Annotated in this window: 16 protein-coding genes and 3 tRNA genes; 4 read left to right on the forward strand and 15 right to left on the reverse strand. The window is 62.3% G+C overall.

The features are described from left to right. Positions 1 to 735 carry an AzlC family ABC transporter permease gene (locus tag ACGLHT_RS05695; protein WP_274120191.1) on the forward strand — a complete coding sequence of 245 codons (735 nt, stop codon included), beginning with the start codon at positions 1 to 3 and terminating at the stop codon, positions 733 to 735. Then, positions 732 to 1,058 (forward strand): AzlD domain-containing protein, encoded by a 327-nt coding sequence (locus ACGLHT_RS05700; protein ID WP_025340115.1) that lies wholly within the window; start codon positions 732 to 734, stop codon positions 1,056 to 1,058. Before ACGLHT_RS05695 ends, ACGLHT_RS05700 begins: the two co-directional genes overlap by 4 nt. A gap of 188 nt (positions 1,059 to 1,246) precedes the next feature. Here the strand turns inward: ACGLHT_RS05700 and ACGLHT_RS05705 are convergent, their stop codons facing one another. The 3 genes from ACGLHT_RS05705 to phnN form a co-directional block, all read right to left on the reverse strand. Beyond that, positions 1,247 to 2,575, reverse strand: coding sequence for an MFS transporter (locus ACGLHT_RS05705; protein ID WP_085589083.1), 1,329 nt, complete (start codon positions 2,573 to 2,575; stop codon positions 1,247 to 1,249). 306 nt (positions 2,576 to 2,881) lie between these two features. Continuing rightward, positions 2,882 to 2,958, reverse strand: a tRNA-Arg gene (locus tag ACGLHT_RS05710). 111 nt (positions 2,959 to 3,069) lie between these two features. Further along, the gene (gene phnN / locus ACGLHT_RS05715) at positions 3,070 to 3,663 is read right to left on the reverse strand and encodes a phosphonate metabolism protein/1,5-bisphosphokinase (PRPP-forming) PhnN (RefSeq protein ID WP_264316440.1); all 594 of its coding nucleotides are present in this window, start codon (positions 3,661 to 3,663) and stop codon (positions 3,070 to 3,072) included. Between the two features lie 345 nt (positions 3,664 to 4,008). Between phnN and ACGLHT_RS05720 the strand changes: the two genes are divergently transcribed. Then, positions 4,009 to 4,335 carry an Arc family DNA-binding protein gene (locus tag ACGLHT_RS05720; protein ID WP_003254499.1) on the forward strand — a complete coding sequence of 109 codons (327 nt, stop codon included), beginning with the start codon at positions 4,009 to 4,011 and terminating at the stop codon, positions 4,333 to 4,335. 226 nt (positions 4,336 to 4,561) lie between these two features. Here ACGLHT_RS05720 and mgtE read toward each other — a convergent pair whose 3' ends face one another. The 6 genes from mgtE to alaS form a co-directional block, all read right to left on the reverse strand. Then, the gene (gene mgtE, locus ACGLHT_RS05725; protein WP_025340118.1) at positions 4,562 to 6,004 is read right to left on the reverse strand and encodes a magnesium transporter; all 1,443 of its coding nucleotides are present in this window, start codon (positions 6,002 to 6,004) and stop codon (positions 4,562 to 4,564) included. A gap of 515 nt (positions 6,005 to 6,519) precedes the next feature. Further along, positions 6,520 to 6,596 (reverse strand) — tRNA-Arg (locus tag ACGLHT_RS05730). Between the two features lie 106 nt (positions 6,597 to 6,702). After that, positions 6,703 to 6,793 (reverse strand) — tRNA-Ser (locus ACGLHT_RS05735). A gap of 72 nt (positions 6,794 to 6,865) precedes the next feature. After that, on the reverse strand, positions 6,866 to 7,054 hold the full coding sequence (csrA, locus tag ACGLHT_RS05740; RefSeq protein WP_003254503.1) for a carbon storage regulator CsrA: 189 nt from the start codon (positions 7,052 to 7,054) through the stop codon (positions 6,866 to 6,868). 165 nt (positions 7,055 to 7,219) lie between these two features. Continuing rightward, positions 7,220 to 8,455, reverse strand: coding sequence for an aspartate kinase (locus ACGLHT_RS05745; protein WP_013973645.1), 1,236 nt, complete (start codon positions 8,453 to 8,455; stop codon positions 7,220 to 7,222). Between the two features lie 148 nt (positions 8,456 to 8,603). Then, entirely contained in the window at positions 8,604 to 11,228 is a 2,625-nt protein-coding gene (alaS, locus tag ACGLHT_RS05750; protein ID WP_137164555.1) for an alanine--tRNA ligase, read from the reverse strand. A gap of 265 nt (positions 11,229 to 11,493) precedes the next feature. Here alaS and ACGLHT_RS05755 point away from each other — a divergent pair, with 265 nt between their 5' ends. Continuing rightward, entirely contained in the window at positions 11,494 to 12,771 is a 1,278-nt protein-coding gene (locus tag ACGLHT_RS05755; RefSeq protein WP_137164556.1) for a M91 family zinc metallopeptidase, read from the forward strand. Between the two features lie 21 nt (positions 12,772 to 12,792). Here ACGLHT_RS05755 and astE read toward each other — a convergent pair whose 3' ends face one another. From astE to aruF, 6 genes are all read right to left on the reverse strand, one after another. Beyond that, positions 12,793 to 13,800 (reverse strand): succinylglutamate desuccinylase, encoded by a 1,008-nt coding sequence (astE, locus tag ACGLHT_RS05760; protein WP_085589087.1) that lies wholly within the window; start codon positions 13,798 to 13,800, stop codon positions 12,793 to 12,795. Between the two features lie 10 nt (positions 13,801 to 13,810). Continuing rightward, on the reverse strand, positions 13,811 to 14,101 hold the full coding sequence (locus tag ACGLHT_RS05765) for a topoisomerase II (RefSeq protein ID WP_003256592.1): 291 nt from the start codon (positions 14,099 to 14,101) through the stop codon (positions 13,811 to 13,813). Between the two features lie 14 nt (positions 14,102 to 14,115). Next, positions 14,116 to 15,465, reverse strand: a complete 1,350-nt coding sequence (astB, locus tag ACGLHT_RS05770; RefSeq protein ID WP_274120190.1) for an N-succinylarginine dihydrolase — start codon at positions 15,463 to 15,465, stop codon at positions 14,116 to 14,118. A gap of 23 nt (positions 15,466 to 15,488) precedes the next feature. Continuing rightward, the gene (gene astD, locus ACGLHT_RS05775; protein ID WP_137164557.1) at positions 15,489 to 16,952 is read right to left on the reverse strand and encodes a succinylglutamate-semialdehyde dehydrogenase; all 1,464 of its coding nucleotides are present in this window, start codon (positions 16,950 to 16,952) and stop codon (positions 15,489 to 15,491) included. After that, entirely contained in the window at positions 16,953 to 17,981 is a 1,029-nt protein-coding gene (gene astA, locus ACGLHT_RS05780; protein WP_085589092.1) for an arginine N-succinyltransferase, read from the reverse strand. A 78-nt stretch (positions 17,982 to 18,059) separates the two neighbouring features. After that, a complete protein-coding gene (gene aruF, locus ACGLHT_RS05785; protein ID WP_085601600.1) occupies positions 18,060 to 19,079 on the reverse strand; it encodes an arginine/ornithine succinyltransferase subunit alpha in 1,020 nt (339 codons plus the stop codon). Position 19,080: the final 1 nt, after the last annotated feature.

Consider the following 19,080-nt stretch of genomic DNA (forward strand, 5'->3'; position numbering starts at 1 on the left):
ATGCCGTATCCAAGCGGGACCCAAGCGTTCAGGCAAGGTGCCCACAGCGCCCTGCCATTGACCTCCGGCATCGTGCCCTTCGGCCTGATCACCGGGGTCACGGCGATCGGCATGGGCCTGTCGCCAACCGATGCCATCGGCATGACCTTGCTGTTCTACTCCGGTTCGGCACAAATGGTGGTGATGCAGTTGATGCAAAGCGCCGCCCTGCCGGTGACCATGGTAATCACCGCACTGGTGATCAACCTGCGCTTCCTGATGTACAGCGCCAGCCTGGCCCCGCACCTGGGCCAGCTGCCGCGCCGCCACAAGTGGCCGATGGCGTACATGCTGTCAGATCAGTCCTTCGCCCTGTGCACGCTGAAGATGGGCTCGGGCGGGCTCGGGCAGCATGCCTACCCCTACTATGCCGGTACGGCAATCACCATGTTCTTCGGCTGGAACCTCTCGGTGCTGGCGGGCATGTACCTGGGCGCGAGCATTCCTGAAGACTGGTCGCTGGGCTTTGCCATTCCATTGTCATTCCTGGCCCTGTTGATACCCGGCATTCGCAATGCGGCCACGCTTGGCGCAGCGCTGACCGGCGGCGTGCTCGCCGTGCTGGCCGCCAACCTGCCCTACAACCTGGGCCTGCTGGCTGGCGCGCTGGGCGGCATCATCGCCGGGCTGGCCATCGAGAGCTGGCAAAAACAGCAAACCGTGGCAGACGCCAATACCGAGCAGGAAGCATCATGAGCGAAACGACCCAGTGGATAACCTTCATTCTGATCGGCCTGGGCACCTTCGCCATCCGCCTGTCGTTCATCGAGTTGCACACGGTGTTGCGCATCCCGCCACTGTTTCGCCGCGCCCTGGCGTATGTGCCGGCCAGCGTGCTGGCGGCATTGGTACTGCCGGCCGTGGTATTCCCTGACCGACAGGCGGGGTTCGACTGGATGAACCCGCAGATACCAGCGGCGATACTGGCCGCGCTGGTGGCGTGGCGTACGCGCAGCACGATGCTGACGCTGATTGTGGGCATGGGAGTGCTGTGGGCCTTGAAGCATTTGGGGATGTAGGATGCGTCAGCGCTGATATTCCTGCTCTACACGGCCCCTGTAGGAGCGGCCTTGTGTCGCGAAAGGGCCGCAAAGCGGCCCCAGGATTTTGGCTTCACAGCTGATATGGCCGGGGCTGCTGCGCAGCCCTTTCGCGACACAAGGCCGCTCCTACACGGCCAGCGTCAGCTCAGCGGCTTCTTGCAGTATCAGACCGCGCTGGCCTTGGCCAGGTCCAGCGAGCGTGTCTCGGGCGCCATCAGCCAGGTGCAGAGCAGCCCGACCATCGAAATGCCGAACGCCACGATCATGGTGTTGGCAATGCCGAGCGACTCCAGCGACATGGGCACCAGGTAGGTGCCGATGGCGGCACCGATACGCGACAAGGAGGTTGCCAGGCCAACGGCCGAACCCCGGACCTCGGTTGGGAACAGCTCGTTCGGGTACACGTACTGCAACACCTGCGCCCCGCCAATGAACAATGCATAGCTGCCGAACAGCGCCAGGGTCACCAGCCCTGCCCCGTCCGGGTACAGCCCCAGCAGCAGCAAGGCCAGGCCCGACCACAGGAAGCTGTGGATCAGCATGTTGCGCCGACCCATGGGGTTGATCAGCTTCACGCCCAGCAAGCAACCGAACACGAAGATGACGGTGATCGCCACAGCGCCCCACGCCGCCAGGTCACCGGTAAGGCCCATGGCCGAAAGGATCTTCGGGGCGAAGGCGTAGATGGCGAACTGCGGGATGATCGAGCAGGTCCAGAACATGCTGACGAAGAAGATGCGCTTGCCATAGCTGGAGTGGAACAGCGACCAGACCGACACCTTGCGAATCGACGGCGCTTCGGCCAGGTCGGTGATGGAAAAGCTGTTGCCATAAACCCTTTTCACTACCTGGTCGGCCTCTTCGATGCGCCCCTTGCTCAGCAACCAACGGGCCGATTCCGGGGTGCCGGCGCGCATGATCAGGAACAGCACGCCAGGCACCGCCGCACTCGCCAAGGCCCAGCGCCAGGCTTCCGGCCCCATGCTGCGCAGAATGAATTCACCGGCCACATAGGCCATGGCAGCACCGACGAACCACATCATCACCAGGCTGGCGAGAATCGAACCCCGCTGCTTGCGCGGCAGGAACTCGGCCAGCAGCGAAGTCGCCAGTGGGTGGTCGGCGCCAATGGCGACACCCAGAGCAAAGCGCAGGGCAATCAGTGCGGCGGCTGAGGTGACCCAGAACTGGCCAAGGGAAAACAGCGTGAGTGCAACCAGCACCAGCACATATAGCGTCTTGCGGCCCAACCTGTCGGTAAACAGCCCACCGACGAAACCGCCGAAGAACATGCCAACCAGCGATGCGGCGGCTACCAGGCCCTCTTCGAGCACCGACAGTTGTAGCGACTGGCTGAGTTGCACCAGGACCACGCCAATGATGCTCAGGATATAGCCATCCAGAAACGGCGCACCCGAGGAGTAGATGGCGAGCTTCTTGTGGAAGCTGTTGAGCGGGGCGTCTTCCAGGGAAATATTATGTTTATTGGTCATGGGTTTGGCCTTTGTTGCTGCTCGGCGCAGACCGCCCGCAAGCGTTGGCCTGCAGGGAGATCCGATTATTTTTGGAGTGCAATCGATCGCTGCTGAGCCATCCATGAAGCTCATGGCGAAGACAGTAAACTCACATGACCTGGGGTGATGTAAGGGTTACTCCAAAGAATGCGACATCTCGGTCAAGCACACGGGGACGGCTGCGATGGCAGGCGAACGCAGGCACAAGCGAGCAACATATGGAGCACGCCATCGTTGCTGGCCAACGCTGGGTGAGAGGGGTATGAGAATATGAGAGATAGGAAATGGCGTCCCAGGCAGGAATTGAACCTGCAACCTTCCCCTTAGGAGGGGGATGCTCTATCCAATTGAGCTACTGAGACGCAAGTGCCGGCAGCGGACGCTGCACAGCAGGACGGCCAGCATGTTAACCAGCATGCTGGCGTTTGTCATGCCTCAAGCGGGCTTTTTCGCGTAATCCTTTTCTGCCAATGCTACACCTGCGGCAGCACGCCTTCATCACGCAGCAGCGCGAACAATGCCGCGACCGCGGTTTCCAGGGTGGTGGAGTTGTCCAGCACATGCAGCGACGGATCGGCCAGCGCCTGCAAGCGTGCATTACGTGCCAGGCGCTGCTCGACTTCCTCTGCGCTTTCCCGGCCGCGGGCCACCAGGCGCTCGCGCAGCACCTCGTGCCGGACCTCGACCAGCACTGCCAACAGGTTCGGGTAGCGCCGGCGCGCCTCGGCCAGATAAGCCCGCGAACCATTCACCAGCACCGCCCTGCCCTCCGCCAGCCACTGGTCCACCTGCAGTGGAATGCCGTAATCCAGGCCATTGGCTCGCCAATGCATGGCGAACGCGCCTTGCGCGCGCAGTGCTTCGAACTGTTCGGCCGTGACTCCATGGGCGGCTTCGCCCTTGGCTTCGGCCGACCGGGTAATGACGCGACGGGCGATTTCCACCCCGGCGGCTGCCAATCGCTCACGAGAAGCATCGATCAGGGAATCTTTCCCGGAACCCGACGGTCCTACCAGATATATCAACCGACCTGTCCCTGATTGGCGGTCGCTTGCGTCATGTTGCATAGCCACTATGCTCTATGGAGGGAAACCAGCACATTCTAGGGGCTTTCCCAGCCTTTTGCTGCCTTTTACCAGTTTTTGACGGCAAAAGTCTGACGATTGGGCAAGCTGGAGCATGTAAAACTTTTCAAACCAGTACTCATTTCTGATAATTGGTACTGGCACAAAGCCTTTATCCGGCTCACTATTTGTCACAGAATTGACGCCAAGGAAACGGCGACCATGAGGCAAGATGAGCATCCATTTTTCACAGACGGTTGAACATTTCGTCGTCGCCACGGTCGTACTACCACCCCGTGCGGCCAATTTGAGAACCGCTTCCCCTGAACCAAAATCCGGTCAATTTATATGCGCCCAATGAAACAGGCTATTTATTCGAGCCGCACCGCTGACAAGTTCGTCGTCCGCCTGCCAGACGGGATGCGTGAGCGCATTGCCGAGGTAGCGCGCAACCATCACCGCAGCATGAACTCCGAAATCATCGCGCGCCTGGAACAGAGCCTTATCCAGGAAGGTGCGCTGGGTGACGAGTTGAGCATGCGCCTGGACAGCCCTGAACTGTCCCTGCATGAACGCGAGTTGCTGCAACGCTTCCGCCAACTGTCGCACCGCCAGCAGAACGCGCTGGTCGCCCTCATCGCTCACGATGTGGAAATGGCTGCCGACGCCTCTTGAGGTTTGCAGCCGAACATGAAAAAGCCAGCGTAAGCTGGCTTTTTTGTGGGCTTACCGCCGCTGTAGGATCACTGCCTTTGTGGGAGCGGCCTTGTGTCGCGAAAGGGCCGCAAAGCGGCCCCGCGATGCCAGCGGCACTGCGCATACTTCCGGGGCTGCTTTGCAGCCCTTTCGCGACACAAGGCCGCTCCCACAAGAACCTCATCAGCTTGTGGAAGTTAAACGGCTACAGCAGGAACAGCGTGGCCAGCCCGAGGAAGATGAAGAACCCGCCGCTGTCGGTCACCGCGGTAATCATCACGCTGGAGCCCATCGCCGGGTCGCGCCCCAGGCGCGTCAGGGTCATCGGGATCAACACTCCCATCAAGGCCGCCAACAGCAGGTTCAAGGTCATCGCCGCAGTCATCACCAGGCCCAACGACCAACTGCCATACAGCCAGAACGCCACCGCACCGATCACCCCGCCCCAGATCAGGCCGTTGAGCAGCGATACCGCCAGCTCCTTGCGCATCAGGCGGCTGGTGTTGCCCGGCGACACTTGGTCCAGCGCCATGGCGCGCACGATCATGGTGATGGTCTGGTTACCGGAGTTGCCACCAATACCCGCCACGATCGGCATCAGCGCAGCCAGGGCCACCAGCTTCTCGATCGAACCTTCGAACAGGCCGATCACTCGCGACGCAACGAAAGCAGTAATCAGGTTGATGGCCAACCAGGCCCAGCGGTTGCGCAGCGAACGCCAGACCGAGGCGAAGATGTCTTCTTCCTCGCGCAAACCGGCCATGTTCAGCACTTCGCTCTCGCTTTCTTCACGAATCAGGTCGACCATTTCGTCGATGGTCAAGCGGCCGATCAGGCGTTCGTTCTTGTCCACGACCGGCGCAGATACCAGGTCATAACGCTCGAAGGCCTGCGCCGCATCATAGGCATCTTCCTCGGGGTGGAAGGAGACCGGGTCGGTCGCCATGACCTCCGCTACCTTCTTTTCCGGGTCATTGACCAGCAGGCGCTTGATCGGCAATACACCCTTGAGAATGCCGTCATAGTCGACCACGAACAGTTTGTCGGTGTGGTTCGGCAGTTCTTTCAGGCGGCGCAGATAGCGCAACACCACTTCCAGGCTGACGTCTTCGCGGATGGTGACCATCTCGAAGTCCATCAGCGCACCAACCTGCTCCTCGTCGTAGCTCAGCGCCGAACGCACGCGCTCGCGTTGCTGGGCATCGAGGGTTTCCATCAGCTCGTGAACAACGTCACGCGGCAGCTCAGGAGCCAGGTCGGCCAGCTCGTCGGCGTCCATTTCCTTGGCGGCGGCGAGCAGTTCGTGATCGTCCATGTCGGCGATCAGCGATTGCCGCACGGCGTCGGACACTTCCAGCAGGATGTCGCCATCGCGATCCGAGCGCACCAGCTGCCAGACCGTCAGGCGGTCTTCCAGGGGCAAGGCTTCGAGGATGTAGGCGATGTCGGCGGGGTGCAGGTCATCGAGCTTGCGCTGCAGCTCGACGAGGTTCTGGCGGTGGACCAGGTTTTCCACCAGGTCGTTGTGGGCGCCTTCCTGACGGTGGGTCAGGTCTTCGACCACGCGCTGGCGTTGCAGCAGTTCGACCACCTGGGCCAGGCGGTCCTGCAGGCTTTCCTGCGCTTTTTTTACTTCTACTTCAGTCATAGGCGAACTCCACTCCCAGCAGCGGAGCACGCCGGGAGAATCAATCGGTCAGATCTTTCTGTATGAATCTTGTTAGCGAGTAACTACTGGGTAAGTCCATGGTGGTTTTCCACAAGCCCCGGCGGGGCTGACGGGCGCAATCATACACTGCTAAAGCTGTCAGATCGCTTAAAATTTTGGCCAGAACAATCGTTTGCGTGATAAAGCTGGGACAACGCTCGAAGCTATCAGTGCGACGGTGGGTCTGGCGGTTAAAGCACATTTGTTGTGTGCCTGGATGTGTATGCGGTGCCTGATCGATACTGGGGCTGCTTTGCAGCCCATCGCGACACAAGGCCGCTCCTACAAGGGATCGCGTACTTCTGTAGGAGCGGCCTTGTGTCGCGAAAGGGTCGCGCAGCGGCCCCAAAGGCACAGGCTCAATCTACAGAAGAGCTTAGATCGACATCACCAACAATTCATTGGCGCAGAAAAACAAAAAGCCCGCTCAATTGAGCGGGCTTCTTGATTTGGTGTGGCGGACTCAGGAGGATTCGAACCTCCGACCGCTCGGTTCGTAGCCGAGTACTCTATCCAGCTGAGCTATGAGTCCGTGTCTTGCCGCGTATTATAGGTCGCTGAAACATTTTTGCAAGAACTTTTTCGTTTAAAATCAACTACTTAGCGTTCTTACTGCTTACAGCGCCCTAAGCGAATAATGGCGGTGAAGGGGGGATTCGAACCCCCGATACCCTTATGAGGTATACTCCCTTAGCAGGGGAGCGCCTTCGGCCACTCGGCCACCTCACCGCAACACGAGGCGAATATTAAACAGGCTCTTCCTCGTTTGCAACCCTTTTTTTGAAAAAAACTTCAAAAAAATTAAAGGCTTGGCTCCTCGTCCTTCTCTTTCTTGATCCGCAGGTAGATTTCCTCGCGGTGCACAGCCACTTCTTTCGGGGCGCTGACGCCAATACGCACCTGGTTGCCTTTGACGCCGAGCACCGTCACGGTGATCTCGCCGTCTCCAATGATCAGGCTCTCGGCGCACCGACGAGTCAGAATCAACATAGCTTTCTCCTTACGCAAAACATTCAGGGGTAACAGTCTTGGGTGTCGCGGCCTGGTCGTGGACGACGACCAGGGCCCGGTTACTCGCCACACAGGGCAGGACAGGCCTGTGTGGCGAGCAGAAACGCGAAGGGCGCGGCAAGCCGCGCCCTTCCAGGCAGCGTATTACTCGCTCTGTCGTGCCGGAGCGTCGAGCTCGAACGCGGTGTGCAGCGCGCGTACGGCCAGCTCCAGGTACTTCTCTTCGATCACGACCGAAACCTTGATCTCGGAGGTGGAGATCATCTGGATATTGATGCTCTCCTTGGCCAGGGCTTCGAACATGCGGCTGGCAACACCGGCGTGCGAACGCATGCCGACGCCAACGATCGAGACCTTGGCGATCTTGGTGTCGCCGATCACTTCACGGGCACCGATTTCGCGGGCAGTGTTTTCCAGCACGCTCTGCGCCTTCTCGTACTCGTTGCGGTGTACGGTGAAGGTGAAGTCGGTGGTGTTATCGTGGGCAACGTTCTGCACGATCATGTCGACCTCGATGTTCGAGGCGCTGATCGGGCCGAGGATCTTGAAGGCCACGCCCGGGGTGTCCGGCACGCCGCGAATGGTCAGCTTGGCTTCATCACGGTTGAAGGCGATACCGGAAATGATCGGCTGTTCCATGGATTCCTCTTCATCAATGGTAATGAGGGTACCCGGACCCTCCTTGAAGCTGTGCAGCACGCGCAGCGGAACGTTGTACTTGCCGGCGAACTCCACCGAACGGATCTGCAGCACCTTGGAACCGAGGCTGGCCATTTCCAGCATCTCTTCGAAGGTGATCTTCTCCAGGCGCTGGGCCTGCGGCACAACGCGCGGGTCGGTGGTGTAGACGCCATCGACGTCGGTGTAGATCTGGCACTCGTCAGCCTTCAGCGCAGCCGCCAGGGCCACGCCCGTGGTGTCGGAGCCACCACGGCCCAGGGTGGTGATGCTGCCGTGCTCGTCGACGCCCTGGAAGCCCGCTACCACGACCACGCGGCCTTCCTTGAGGTCGGCACGAATCTTCTGGTCGTCGATCTGCAGGATGCGCGCCTTGTTGTGCGCGCTGTCGGTGAGAATGCGCACCTGGTTGCCGGTGTAGGACACCGCTGGCACACCACGCTTGATCAAGGCCATGGTCAGCAAGGCAATGGTGACCTGCTCACCGGTCGACACGATCACATCCAGTTCACGCGGAACCGGCTGATCGGTGATCTGCTTGGCCAGGTCGATCAGGCGATTGGTTTCACCGCTCATGGCCGACAGCACAACCACCAGGTCGTCGCCCGCCTCACGGTGTTTCTTGACCTTATCGGCTACCTGCTCGATCCGCTCGATGGAACCGACAGAGGTGCCGCCAAATTTCTGTACGATCAACGCCATTTCAATGGTGCCTCAGCCCATACAGGGCCCCAAAAAACAATCCAACATGAAGAGGCCGGATGGGAGTGGCCTGTGTGGCTAATTCTTGCACTCGAATTTGAGCGCAAGAATTAGCCGTACAGGCCCCTAGACCGCCGGCCCCCTCATCTCAAAGTCCCTGCTCTGCGAATGGCACGGCCAGCGCCAGGGCCTGGTCCAGTGCAGCGACGTCGACGCCGCCACCCTGGGCCATGTCCGGACGGCCACCGCCCTTGCCACCCACCGCCGCAGCGGCTTGTTTCATCAGATCGCCAGCCTTGAGTTGGCTGGAGAGGTCCTTGGTCACGCCGGCCACCAGCACGACCTTGCCCTCATGCTCGCTGCCCAGCAGGATCACTGCGTGGCCGAGCTTGTTCTTCAGCTGATCGACCAGCGCCAGCAGGGCCTTGCCGTCCTGCCCATCCAGGCGGGCGGCGAGCACCTTGGCGCCCTTGACCTCAACGGCCGCGTTGGAGAGATCATCCCCGGCGGCGCTGGCGGCCTTGGCCTGCAGCTGTTCCAGCTGCTTCTCCAGCTGGCGGTTGCGCTCGAGCACAGCCGACAGCTTGTCGATCAGGTTGTCGCGATTACCCTTCACCAGCTGCGCGGCTTCCTTGACCTGCTCTTCGGCAGCGTTCAGGTAGGCCAGCGCAGCAGCGCCGGTGACCGCTTCGATACGGCGCACGCCAGAGGCCACGCCGCCTTCGCTGATGATCTTGAACAGGCTGATGTCACCGGTGCGCTTGGCGTGGATACCGCCGCACAGCTCCACCGAGAAATCGCCGCCCATGCTCAGCACACGCACGGTATCGCCGTACTTCTCGCCGAACAGCGCCATGGCACCCTTGGCCTTGGCGGTTTCGATGTCGGTCAGTTCGGTTTCCACCGCAGTGTTCTTGCGCACTTCGCGGTTGACGATGTCTTCCAGGGCCTTGATCTGCTCCGGTTTCACCGCCTCGAAGTGGCTGAAGTCGAAACGCAGGCGCTGGCTGTCGACCAGCGAGCCTTTCTGCTGCACGTGCTCGCCCAGTACCTGACGCAGCGCTTCGTGCAGCAGGTGGGTGGCGGAGTGGTTCAGCGAGGTGGCGTGCTGCACGTCGGCATCGACCTTGGCCTGGACCGGCGAACCGATCACCAGCGCACCGCTGGCAACCACGCCGTGGTGCAGGAAAGCACCACCGGTCTTGGTGGTGTCGCGCACGTCGAAGCGCGCAGCGCCAGCCTGCAGGTAGCCGGTGTCGCCCACCTGGCCACCGGATTCGGCGTAGAACGGCGTGCGGTCGAGCACGACCACGCCCTGCTCGCCCTCACCCAGCTGGTCGACGGCCTGGCCGTCCTTGTACAGGGCGATGATCTTGCCCTGGCCTTCGGTGGCCTCGTAGCCGAGGAACTCGGTGGCGCTGTCGACCTTGACCAGGCTGTTGTAGTCCATGCCGAAGGCGCTGGCGGAACGGGCGCGCTCACGCTGGGCGTCCATTTCGCGCTCGAAGCCGGCTTCGTCGATGGTCAGCTCGCGCTCGCGGGCGATGTCGGCGGTCAGGTCCATCGGGAAGCCGTAGGTGTCGTACAGTTTGAACACCACATCGCCCGGCACCACCTCGCCCTTCAGCTGGGCCAGGTCCTGCTCGAGGATGCGCAGGCCCTGCTCCAGGGTCTTGGCGAACTGTTCTTCTTCAGCCTTGAGCACGCGTTCGATGTGCGCCTGCTGGCTGTTCAGTTCCGGGAAGGCCTCGCCCATTTCGGCAACCAGCGCGGCAACGATCTGGTAGAAGAAGCTGCCTTTGGCGCCCAGCTTGTTACCGTGGCGGCAGGCACGACGAATGATGCGGCGCAGCACGTAGCCACGGCCTTCGTTGGACGGCAGCACGCCGTCGGCGATCAGGAAGCCGCACGAACGGATGTGGTCGGCGACCACTTTCAGCGAGGCCTGGCCCTCATTGGCGCAACCGATGGCCTTGGCCGCGGCCGACAGCAGGTTCTGGAACAGGTCGATCTCGTAGTTCGAGTGCACGTGCTGCAGCACGGCGCTGACGCGCTCCAGGCCCATGCCGGTGTCCACCGACGGCGCTGGCAGCGGGTGCAGCACGCCGTCGGCGGTGCGGTTGAACTGCATGAAGACGTTATTCCAGATCTCGATGTAGCGGTCACCGTCTTCTTCCGGCGAGCCGGGTGGGCCGCCCCAGATGTCCGGGCCGTGGTCGTAGAAGATCTCGGTGCACGGGCCGCACGGGCCGGTATCGCCCATGGTCCAGAAGTTGTCGGAGGCGTACGGGGCGCCCTTGTTGTCGCCGATGCGCACCATGCGCTCGGCCGGCACGCCGACTTCCTTGGTCCAGATATCGTAGGCTTCGTCGTCAGTGGCGTAGACGGTGACCCAGAGCTTTTCCTTGGGCAGGTTCAGCCATTTTTCCGAAGTCAGGAAGGTCCAGGCGAAGGTGATCGCATCGCGCTTGAAATAGTCACCGAAGCTGAAGTTGCCCAGCATTTCGAAGAAAGTGTGGTGACGCGCGGTGTAACCGACGTTTTCCAGGTCGTTGTGCTTGCCACCGGCGCGCACGCACTTCTGGCTGCTGACGGCACGCGTGTAGGCACGCTTCTCCGCACCGAGGAAGCAGTCCTTGAACTGGTTCATGCCGGCATTGGTGAACAGCAGGGTCGGGTCGTTGTTCGGGATCAGCGAACTGGAGGCGACTCGGGTATGTCCCTGCTCTTCGAAGAAGCGAAGGAAGGCTTCACGGATTTCTGCGCTTTTCATAGGTTCTTCCACGGAAACGGCGGCCGTTTGGGCTAATACGTCGAATCGACGAAACGACGGCAAAGGGCGCCATTATAGCCAGCCTGAACGGGAGATACAGTGTGTTTGTACACCAGAACAGCAATCGGCGGATGAAAAGCCGTTCATGAGCACGGCCAGGGCGGCAAAGCGGACCTGCAGGCCTGCCCATGCGGTACATAAGCAACACCTGACCCGCGCAGCGGAACGGGATCCTGCCGGCCCATCCTCGCTGCCGGAGCACTCCATGCCTGAGCTGAACCTGTCCAAACTCCACTCGGATCCACACCCACTGCCTCACGAGGCTACCCTGGCCAATCCGAACCCGATCTACTACATAGATGCTCGCGAACCTGGTTACGCCCAGACCGCCTTTCCCAATGAAGACAACCCCCAGCAGCAGACCGAGGTCAAGTACATCCAGGCTGACCCCAACGTGCGAATCACCCTGGAACACACTTACCCGTTGGGGCGACGCTATCGCCGCAACACCCAGAACAGCGAGCTGCTGGTCTTCAACGTGGCCCCGCGTGCGCTGCGCGCGGACGAGCAGCAAAAGCGCGTACGTATCGCCCCTCGCGAATGCCTGCTGGAAGTGACCATCAACGATGCGGTATTCATGGTCGCCGCGCATACCACCCAAGCCATCGCCATTCGCCTCACCGATGGCAATCACCACATCGTCATCGCCCGGGAGGTGAAGAGGACGGTGCTGATCGACATGATAGGGAGCGGCAACAGGATCGAGACCGGCGCAGGTATCGTCCACATCGACGCCCATACCGGCACGCACCAGATTGTGGTCGGTAGCGGACCGGTGCTGATCGACAAGGGCGACGCGGTTGTCAACGTCACGGGGCACCGCCTGCTTGGCCGCGAATCCTCCAGGGTCGAGCTCTACCGCGATACCGAAAACGATGCACGACTGGCCCGGCCCGTGACGGCCGAACATCAGGCCCTGGGCAATATCGGCGTGCGAGTGACGGGTAGCGACCCGTTCAGGCAAGCAGCACAGGATGCGCTGGAGCTCCTGCGCAAATTACCCTGCGGCCAGGCGCTGCTGGCGGCCCTGGATAAAAAGGCTGGGCAGTCCGGGACACCGATCAGCCTGATCGAAGCATCCAGGCACCAATTCACGACCTATACACCCAGCGACCACGAAGAAGATGAAGACGAAGGCCACTTCATCATCGACGAAAACCAGAGTAGCTGGGGCTACAGCGGCGGCACCCTGGCATATAACCCAGGCTGGTCGACCGCAGCGCAACTGCCACTACTCGACCTTTACCGCTGCCTTTGCCAAGGCTGGAACTCGATGTCAGGCACAGTCTTTCCGGGCCAGACCGAGGTTCAAGGCAAAAACGGCGCTTATCCGGTGGACAACCTGCTGCTGCAGAGCATCGGCTTACCCACCGATTGCAGGTTCACATTCGGCGGCAGCACCGCCCTGAACACCAACCCACCCGCCTTCACTGAAAACGGGCTGCGCCAGGCGCTGCAACTGGAGCTGCGCACACAGCCGTGAGCCCAGTGTATCGGGGCCAGCTCAGCCTAGTCGCTGGCCGGAGTCAGGAACGATCAGAATCCCCGCCCTGAGGCCATTCTTGACCTTGGGGTTGGGGAAGATGATGCGCGCGCCCTCCTCCTCGACCACCCAGCGCGTCTCGGCCAGGTCTTCGGCCAGCAGGTAACCCTTGCTCAGCTCGGAGAAATTCTCGATGTCCGCCGGCAGGTGCAGGTGGAAGCTGTCGCTGTGCTTGATGATCTCGCGGGACACGCTGAACAGCTGCAGGCCATCCAGAGAGCCTTCGCCCTGTGGCTCGGTGTCTTCGATGATGTGGATCAGCCTCGCTTCCAGCTTGTCGAGGTTGACCAGCTCGTTCTGACCGAACGGGCGAGCCTTGCCCAGCTCCAGGGTAAAGGCTTCGGCCTCCAGCTGCTCGTAGGTGAAGGCGCTGAAGGTGATGGAAGACTTGCTCTGCAGCAACACCGCCTCCATGCCCGCCGCCGCCAGGCGTGCCAGCTCGCGACGGGAATGCTTGCGCCCCTCTTTATAAGGGTACAAGGCGAACTGCTCGATCTTCGAGCCGCGGATGGCGGTATGCAGGTCGTAGTGCAGGCGGTTGCGCCCCGGCTTGCTGAAGAACACCCGGGCGAACTGTTCCAGCTCGGCGGCACGCAGTGCCTCGAAGCCACTGGACAGCTCGTGGCGGCCGTTGAACAGGCGGTTGATGTCCTGCTCGATGAAGCGCTCGCCCTTGCGGATCGCTGCCGGGTTGCCGAACAGGAACAGCACCCGGGCCTTGGGTTTGATCTTGCCGTTGGCCACACCATGCAGCAGCCGCTCGAGCAACTCGATCGGTGCCGTTTCGTTGCCGTGGATGCCGGCGGACAACAGCAAGTCCAGCCCGCAATCCTCGCTTTCGGCCGGGCGCACTTCGAGCGCGCCCTCCCCCAGCCAACGCAAACGCGCGCCCTTGGGTGTCACTTGGGTCTTCTCGGCCGGTTCGTGATCGGTGAGGGTCAGCTCAAGCAATTTGCCAAGGGCGAGCATAGGTACTTCCTTAGTGGTGGTGGCCGCAGTCGGGGCCATGGACGTGATCGTCGTCTTCGCCGACCTCCGCCGGTTCCATTTCCAGCTGCAGGCTGACCAGGTTGGTGGCCATCGGGCGCAGCAGCAGATTGGCGTACTCGGTGTCGTCTTCCTCGACATCCACGCCGATCAGCAGCTGGCCACGACCATCCTGCTGAATCCACACTTCCTTGCCTTGCCAGACCACGGCAAAGCGGGTGCAGGAAGTTTCCAGCTGGGTGCCGTCTTCATCTTCCAGGATAAGGCGCAGGGCGTCGGTCATTGCAAAGTCTCTCTTCAAGGTTGGCGTTGGAACGGATACACCGAGCCCAACTTCAGGATCTGGGTCAATTCGTCCAGTGCCGTACGGCATTCCACCAGCAACTGCGGGTCGGCCAGGTCCGCCTCGCCAAGGCGATCGCGGTAATGCTTGTCGACCCACAGCAGCAGGGTGTCGTACAGCGAGGCGGTCATGATAACGCCTTGGTTGACCGCTGCCAGTTCCGTTTCCTTCAACGCCACGCGCAAACGCAGGCAAGCCGGCCCACCGCCGTTCTGCATGCTCTGCTTGAGGTCGAACACCTTGACCTCTTTCACCGCGCCGCCCTGGCTGGTCAACTGGCCCAGGTAGGCCCAGACCCGCTCGTTGTTGCGGCACTCTTCCGGCACCACCAACAGCATGGAGCCGTCGTCGCGGCTGAGCAGCTGGCTGTTGAACAGGTAGGAACGCACCGCGTCCTCCACCGTCACCGCTGCCCGCGGCACGCAGATGGCCTGGAAGTTGCCACCCTTGCTGGCCAGTTTAGCTCGCAGCTGGCCAAGTACCGCGTCGGTGTCGAGGAAAGCGTCCTCGTGGTAGAACAGCACCTCGCCGTTACCCACCGCAATTACATCGTTATGGAACACGCCCTGGTCGATCACGGCCGGGTTCTGTTGAGCGTAGACCACGCCGTCATCGCTCAGGCCATGCAGCCGGGCCACAGCCTGGGAAGCCTCCAGGGTTTGCCGGGCCGGGTACTTCTGCGGCGCCGGGTAGCGGCTGTCGAAGGCGCTGCGGCCGTAGACGAAGAACTCCACGCCGGCCTCGCCATATGCACGGCAGAAGCGCGTATGGTTGGCCGCCCCCTCGTCACCGAACTGCGCCACGGCAGGCAGTGCCTCGTGGTGGGTAAAGTGCTTGTCGTTGCTGAACATGGCACCCAGCACACGGCTGGTGGTCGGGTGCTCGATGCTGCGATGGTACTTGCAGTTGAGGTTGGCAGCAGTAAAGTGCACGCGGCCATCGGCTGTGTCGGCACTGGGGCTGACCGTGGCGGCGTTGGCCACCCACATGCTCGAGGCCGAGCAGCTGGCCACCAGCAATGGCATGGCCTCCTTGGCGGCGCGCTGGATCACTTCGGCATCGCTGCCGCTGAAGCCCAGGCGGCGCAGTGCGGCCACGTCGGGGCGCTCCTGCGGCGCCAGCACGCCCTGCTTGAAGCCCATGTCGGCCAGCGCTTTCATCTTCGCCAGGCCCTGGCGCGCGGCTTCGCGCGGGTTGGAACCCTGCTGGCTGTTGCTCTGCGAAGCCACGTTGCCGTAGGACAGGCCGCCATAGTTGTGGGTAGGCCCCACCAGGCCATCAAAATTCACTTCATAGGATTTCATCGGCTAGGCTCCGTGACCTGTTGTTATAGGGTGACGCCCGGCGTCAGGGTTGCCGGCAAGGCAAGGCTGGCGGTCTCCAGCGAAGCCACGGGGTAAGCGCAGTAGTCCGCCGCGTAATAGGCGCTGGCGCGATGGTTGCCACTGGCGCCCACGCCGCCGAACGGCGCACTGCTGGCGGCACCGGTCAGTTGCTTGTTCCAGTTGACGATGCCGGCGCGGCTACGCAGCCAGAAGTACTGGTAACGGGCGCGGGAATCGGACAGCAAGCCGGCAGCCAGGCCGTACTGGGTGTTGTTGGCCTCATCGATGGCGGCATCGAAGTCGGCATAGCGGATCACCTGCAGCAGCGGGCCGAAGAACTCTTCGTCCGGGCGCTCGGCCACGGCGGTGACATCGACAATGCCCGGGGTCAGCAGTGCGGCATCGGCCTGTGGCTGGGTCATTTCCAGCAGCTTGACGGCGCCCTTGGCGACCAGTTCGGCCTGGGCTGCAATCAGCGCCCGCGCTGCCTGCAGCGAAATCACCGAGCCCATGAACGGCGCCGGTTGCTGGTCGAACGCACCGACCGTGATGGATCTGCTCACCTCGACCAGGCGCGCGATCAGCGCATCGCCCCAGGCGCCTTGCGGCACCAGCAGACGGCGGGCGCAGGTGCAGCGCTGGCCGGCGGAAATGAACGCCGACTGGATAATGGTGTACACCGCCGCATCGAGGTCCTTGACCTCATCCACCACCAGCGGGTTGTTGCCGCCCATTTCCAGGGCCAAAATCTTGTCCGGGCGGCCGGCGAACTGCTGGTGCAGCAGGTTGCCGGTGCGGCTGGAGCCGGTGAAGAACAAGCCATCGATACCCGGGTTGGCGGCCAGCGCCACACCGGTTTCGCGCGCGCCCTGCACCAGGTTGAGCACACCCGCCGGCAGCCCGGCGGCAATCCAGCAATTGACGGTCAGCTCGGCGACCTTGGGCGTCAGCTCACTGGGCTTGAACACCACGCAGTTGCCCGCCAGCAGCGCCGGCACGATATGGCCGTTGGGCAGGTGGCCGGGGAAGTTGTAAGGGCCGAACACCGCCACCACACCATGGGGCTTGTGCCGCAGCACGGCCGTGGCATCGGCCAGCGGGCCGCTCTTTTCGCCGGTGCGCTCGCGGTAGCTCTGCACCGAGATCGCTACCTTGTTGATCATGCTGGTGACTTCGGTCGCCGACTCCCACAGGGGCTTGCCGGTTTCCTCACCGATGCACTGGGCCATGGCTTCGGCATGCGCTTTCAGTTGCGTGGCGAACTTCTCCAGCAAATCGATACGCGCTTCCAGGCTCAATTGCGCCCAGGCCGGGAACGCCTGACGGGCTGCCTGCACGGCGGCATCCACCTGGCTGGCGTCAGCACCCTGCCCCTCCCAGACGACGGCTTGCGTCACCGGGTTGAGCGACTGCAGGGTTTCACCCTGGCCAACCTGCCAATTGCCTGCGATGTAATGCGTGGTCATTTACTGGGCCTCCCGGCTTGCCGACAGCGGCACGGCGCGCACGTTGTCGCCGGCGCCCATGCGCAGGCGCTTGGCGGTCAGGGGGTCGACCACCAGGGTACCGGCAGCCAGCCGCGCAGGTGCGGCCGTGATGCGGCAGTCGTCGCGCTTGCGGTTGTGGATGATGTAAGGCGTCGCGTCATCGCCCGGCGTGCCCACCGCCAGCACCAGGGTCTGGCTCTCGCGCACGGCGCGGATCTTGGAGGTGTCGCACTCGATGGCGGGGCCGGCGTCGAAGATGTCGACGTAGCCCTGATAGTTGAAGCCTTCCTGCTTGAGCATCGCCAGCGCCGGCTCGGTGTCCTTGTGCACGCGGCCGATCACGTTGCGCGCTGCCTCGGACAGGAAGCAGGTGTACAGCGGGAACTTCGGCATCAGTTCGGCAATGAACGACTTGTTGCCCACGCCGGTGAGGTAGTCGGCCTGGCTGAACTCCATCTTGAAGAAGTGCCGGCCCAGGCTTTCCCAGAACGGCGAGCGGCCCTGCTCGTCGGACATGCCGCGCATTTCGGCGATGATCTTCTTGCCGAACAGCTCGGGAAACTCGGCGATGAACAGCATGCGCGCCCGCGACAGCAGGCGGCCGTTGAGGCCGGAGCGGTAGTCGCTGCGCAGGAACAGCGAGCACAGCTCGGAGTTGCCGGTCAGGTCGTTGGCCAGGAACAGGGTGGGGATTTCGCGGTAGATCTTCAGCTCCTGCGAGGCGCTGACGGTCAGGCCGACCCGGTAGTTGTACCAAGGCTCGCGCAGGCCGACGGCACCGGCGATGGCACTGATGCCCACCACCATGCCTTCGTCGTTTTCCAGCACGAACAGGTAGTCGGTGTCGCCACGCTCGGCTTCGCCGCGGAAGCTCTTCTCCGCCCAGCCAACGCGATGCCCCAGGCGCTCTTCGTTGGCCGGCAGCGTGGTCAGCCCGGTGGTACCGGTGCTGCGTGCCAATTCGATCAACGCAGGCAAATCGCTGCTGCGTACAGGACGAACGATCATGCTATCTCCTTTTGCGGCGGCGGCGGCCGGCGCGAAACTCTTCTAACGCATCAATCCCGAAACGTCTGTTGCCAGACCTCAGACCGCAACCAGACGCACGCTGGCACCCTCGCCCACCCCCAGCGCCTCGGCAGCGGCCGGGCTCAGGCTGACCGGCTTGCCCGGCACCCAGTCCAGGTCCAGCAGTACCGCGCGGTAATCCTGCAACTGGCCGTTGCACACCAGGTACGGGCGCCCGCCCTTGACCGGGGTGTCCTCGAGCTTCACCGGCACCACCCGGCTCTGGGCGATGGAGCGGATACCCGAAGTACGCGCATGCAGGGTCGGGCCACCATCGAAGATGTCGATGTAGTGCTCGGTCTCGAAGCCTTCGCGCATGAGGATGTCGAAGGTAATCTGCGCCCGCGGGTGCACCTGGCCCATGGCTTCCTGCGCCAGGTCAGGCAGCAGCGGCACGTAGATCGGGTAGTGCGGCATCAGTTCGGCGAGGAAGGTGCGGCTCTTCAGGCCGCACAGGCGCTCGGCGTCGGCGTAGTTGAGGTCGAAGAAGTTGCGGCCGATGGCATCCCAGAACGGCGATTCGCCCTGCTCGTCGCTGTAGCCGACGATCTCGGTCACCACCGAGTCGGCGAAACGCTCCGGGTGAGCGGCCATGAACAGCAGTCGGCCACGCGAATTGAGCTCGGCCCAGCCACTGTTCACCAGCTCCGGCAGCACATAGAAGCTGGTCAGCAGGCTGTTGCCGGTCAGGTCATGGCACAGCGACAACACGTGGATCTTGTTATGGATCTTCAGCTCGCGCGAGGCGTGCACGAAGGTCTCGTTACGAAAACTGTAGAACGGCTCGGAGTAGCCGGCCGAAGCGACGATGGCCGAGCAACCGGCCAGCTTGCCGGTCTCGCTGTCCTCGAGCACGAAGAAGTAGCTTTCTTCACCGTTGAAGCTGACCTCGGCGGCGAAGGAAGTCTCGGATGCGGCGATCTTGTCGCCCAGGCGAGCGGTGTCGTCCGGCAGCGAGGTGACACCAATGGGGCTGTCTGCAGCCATGCGCTGCACTTCGTTCAGATCAGCCATTTGCGCGGGGCGCATCACCAGCATG

Origin of the sequence: Pseudomonas sp. PsB, from assembly GCF_043658375.1 — a bacterium.
Lineage (GTDB): Bacteria > Pseudomonadota > Gammaproteobacteria > Pseudomonadales > Pseudomonadaceae > Aquipseudomonas > Aquipseudomonas putida_Z.

Coding starts and splice junctions, on each gene's coding strand:
- astE (WP_085589087.1), bottom strand. CDS start 13,800: ATGCTCGCCCTTGGCAAATTGCTTGAGCTGACCCTCACCGATCACGAA.
- phnN (WP_264316440.1), bottom strand. CDS start 3,663: ATGCAACATGACGCAAGCGACCGCCAATCAGGGACAGGTCGGTTGATA.
- mgtE (WP_025340118.1), bottom strand. CDS start 6,004: ATGACTGAAGTAGAAGTAAAAAAAGCGCAGGAAAGCCTGCAGGACCGC.
- ACGLHT_RS05745 (WP_013973645.1), bottom strand. CDS start 8,455: ATGGCGTTGATCGTACAGAAATTTGGCGGCACCTCTGTCGGTTCCATC.
- aruF (WP_085601600.1), bottom strand. CDS start 19,079: ATGCTGGTGATGCGCCCCGCGCAAATGGCTGATCTGAACGAAGTGCAG.
- ACGLHT_RS05720 (WP_003254499.1), top strand. CDS start 4,009: ATGCGCCCAATGAAACAGGCTATTTATTCGAGCCGCACCGCTGACAAG.
- ACGLHT_RS05705 (WP_085589083.1), bottom strand. CDS start 2,575: ATGACCAATAAACATAATATTTCCCTGGAAGACGCCCCGCTCAACAGC.
- astA (WP_085589092.1), bottom strand. CDS start 17,981: ATGATCGTTCGTCCTGTACGCAGCAGCGATTTGCCTGCGTTGATCGAA.
- astB (WP_274120190.1), bottom strand. CDS start 15,465: ATGAAATCCTATGAAGTGAATTTTGATGGCCTGGTGGGGCCTACCCAC.
- ACGLHT_RS05755 (WP_137164556.1), top strand. CDS start 11,494: ATGCCTGAGCTGAACCTGTCCAAACTCCACTCGGATCCACACCCACTG.
- csrA (WP_003254503.1), bottom strand. CDS start 7,054: ATGTTGATTCTGACTCGTCGGTGCGCCGAGAGCCTGATCATTGGAGAC.
- ACGLHT_RS05695 (WP_274120191.1), top strand. CDS start 1: ATGCCGTATCCAAGCGGGACCCAAGCGTTCAGGCAAGGTGCCCACAGC.
- ACGLHT_RS05700 (WP_025340115.1), top strand. CDS start 732: ATGAGCGAAACGACCCAGTGGATAACCTTCATTCTGATCGGCCTGGGC.
- ACGLHT_RS05765 (WP_003256592.1), bottom strand. CDS start 14,101: ATGACCGACGCCCTGCGCCTTATCCTGGAAGATGAAGACGGCACCCAG.
- alaS (WP_137164555.1), bottom strand. CDS start 11,228: ATGAAAAGCGCAGAAATCCGTGAAGCCTTCCTTCGCTTCTTCGAAGAG.
- astD (WP_137164557.1), bottom strand. CDS start 16,952: ATGACCACGCATTACATCGCAGGCAATTGGCAGGTTGGCCAGGGTGAA.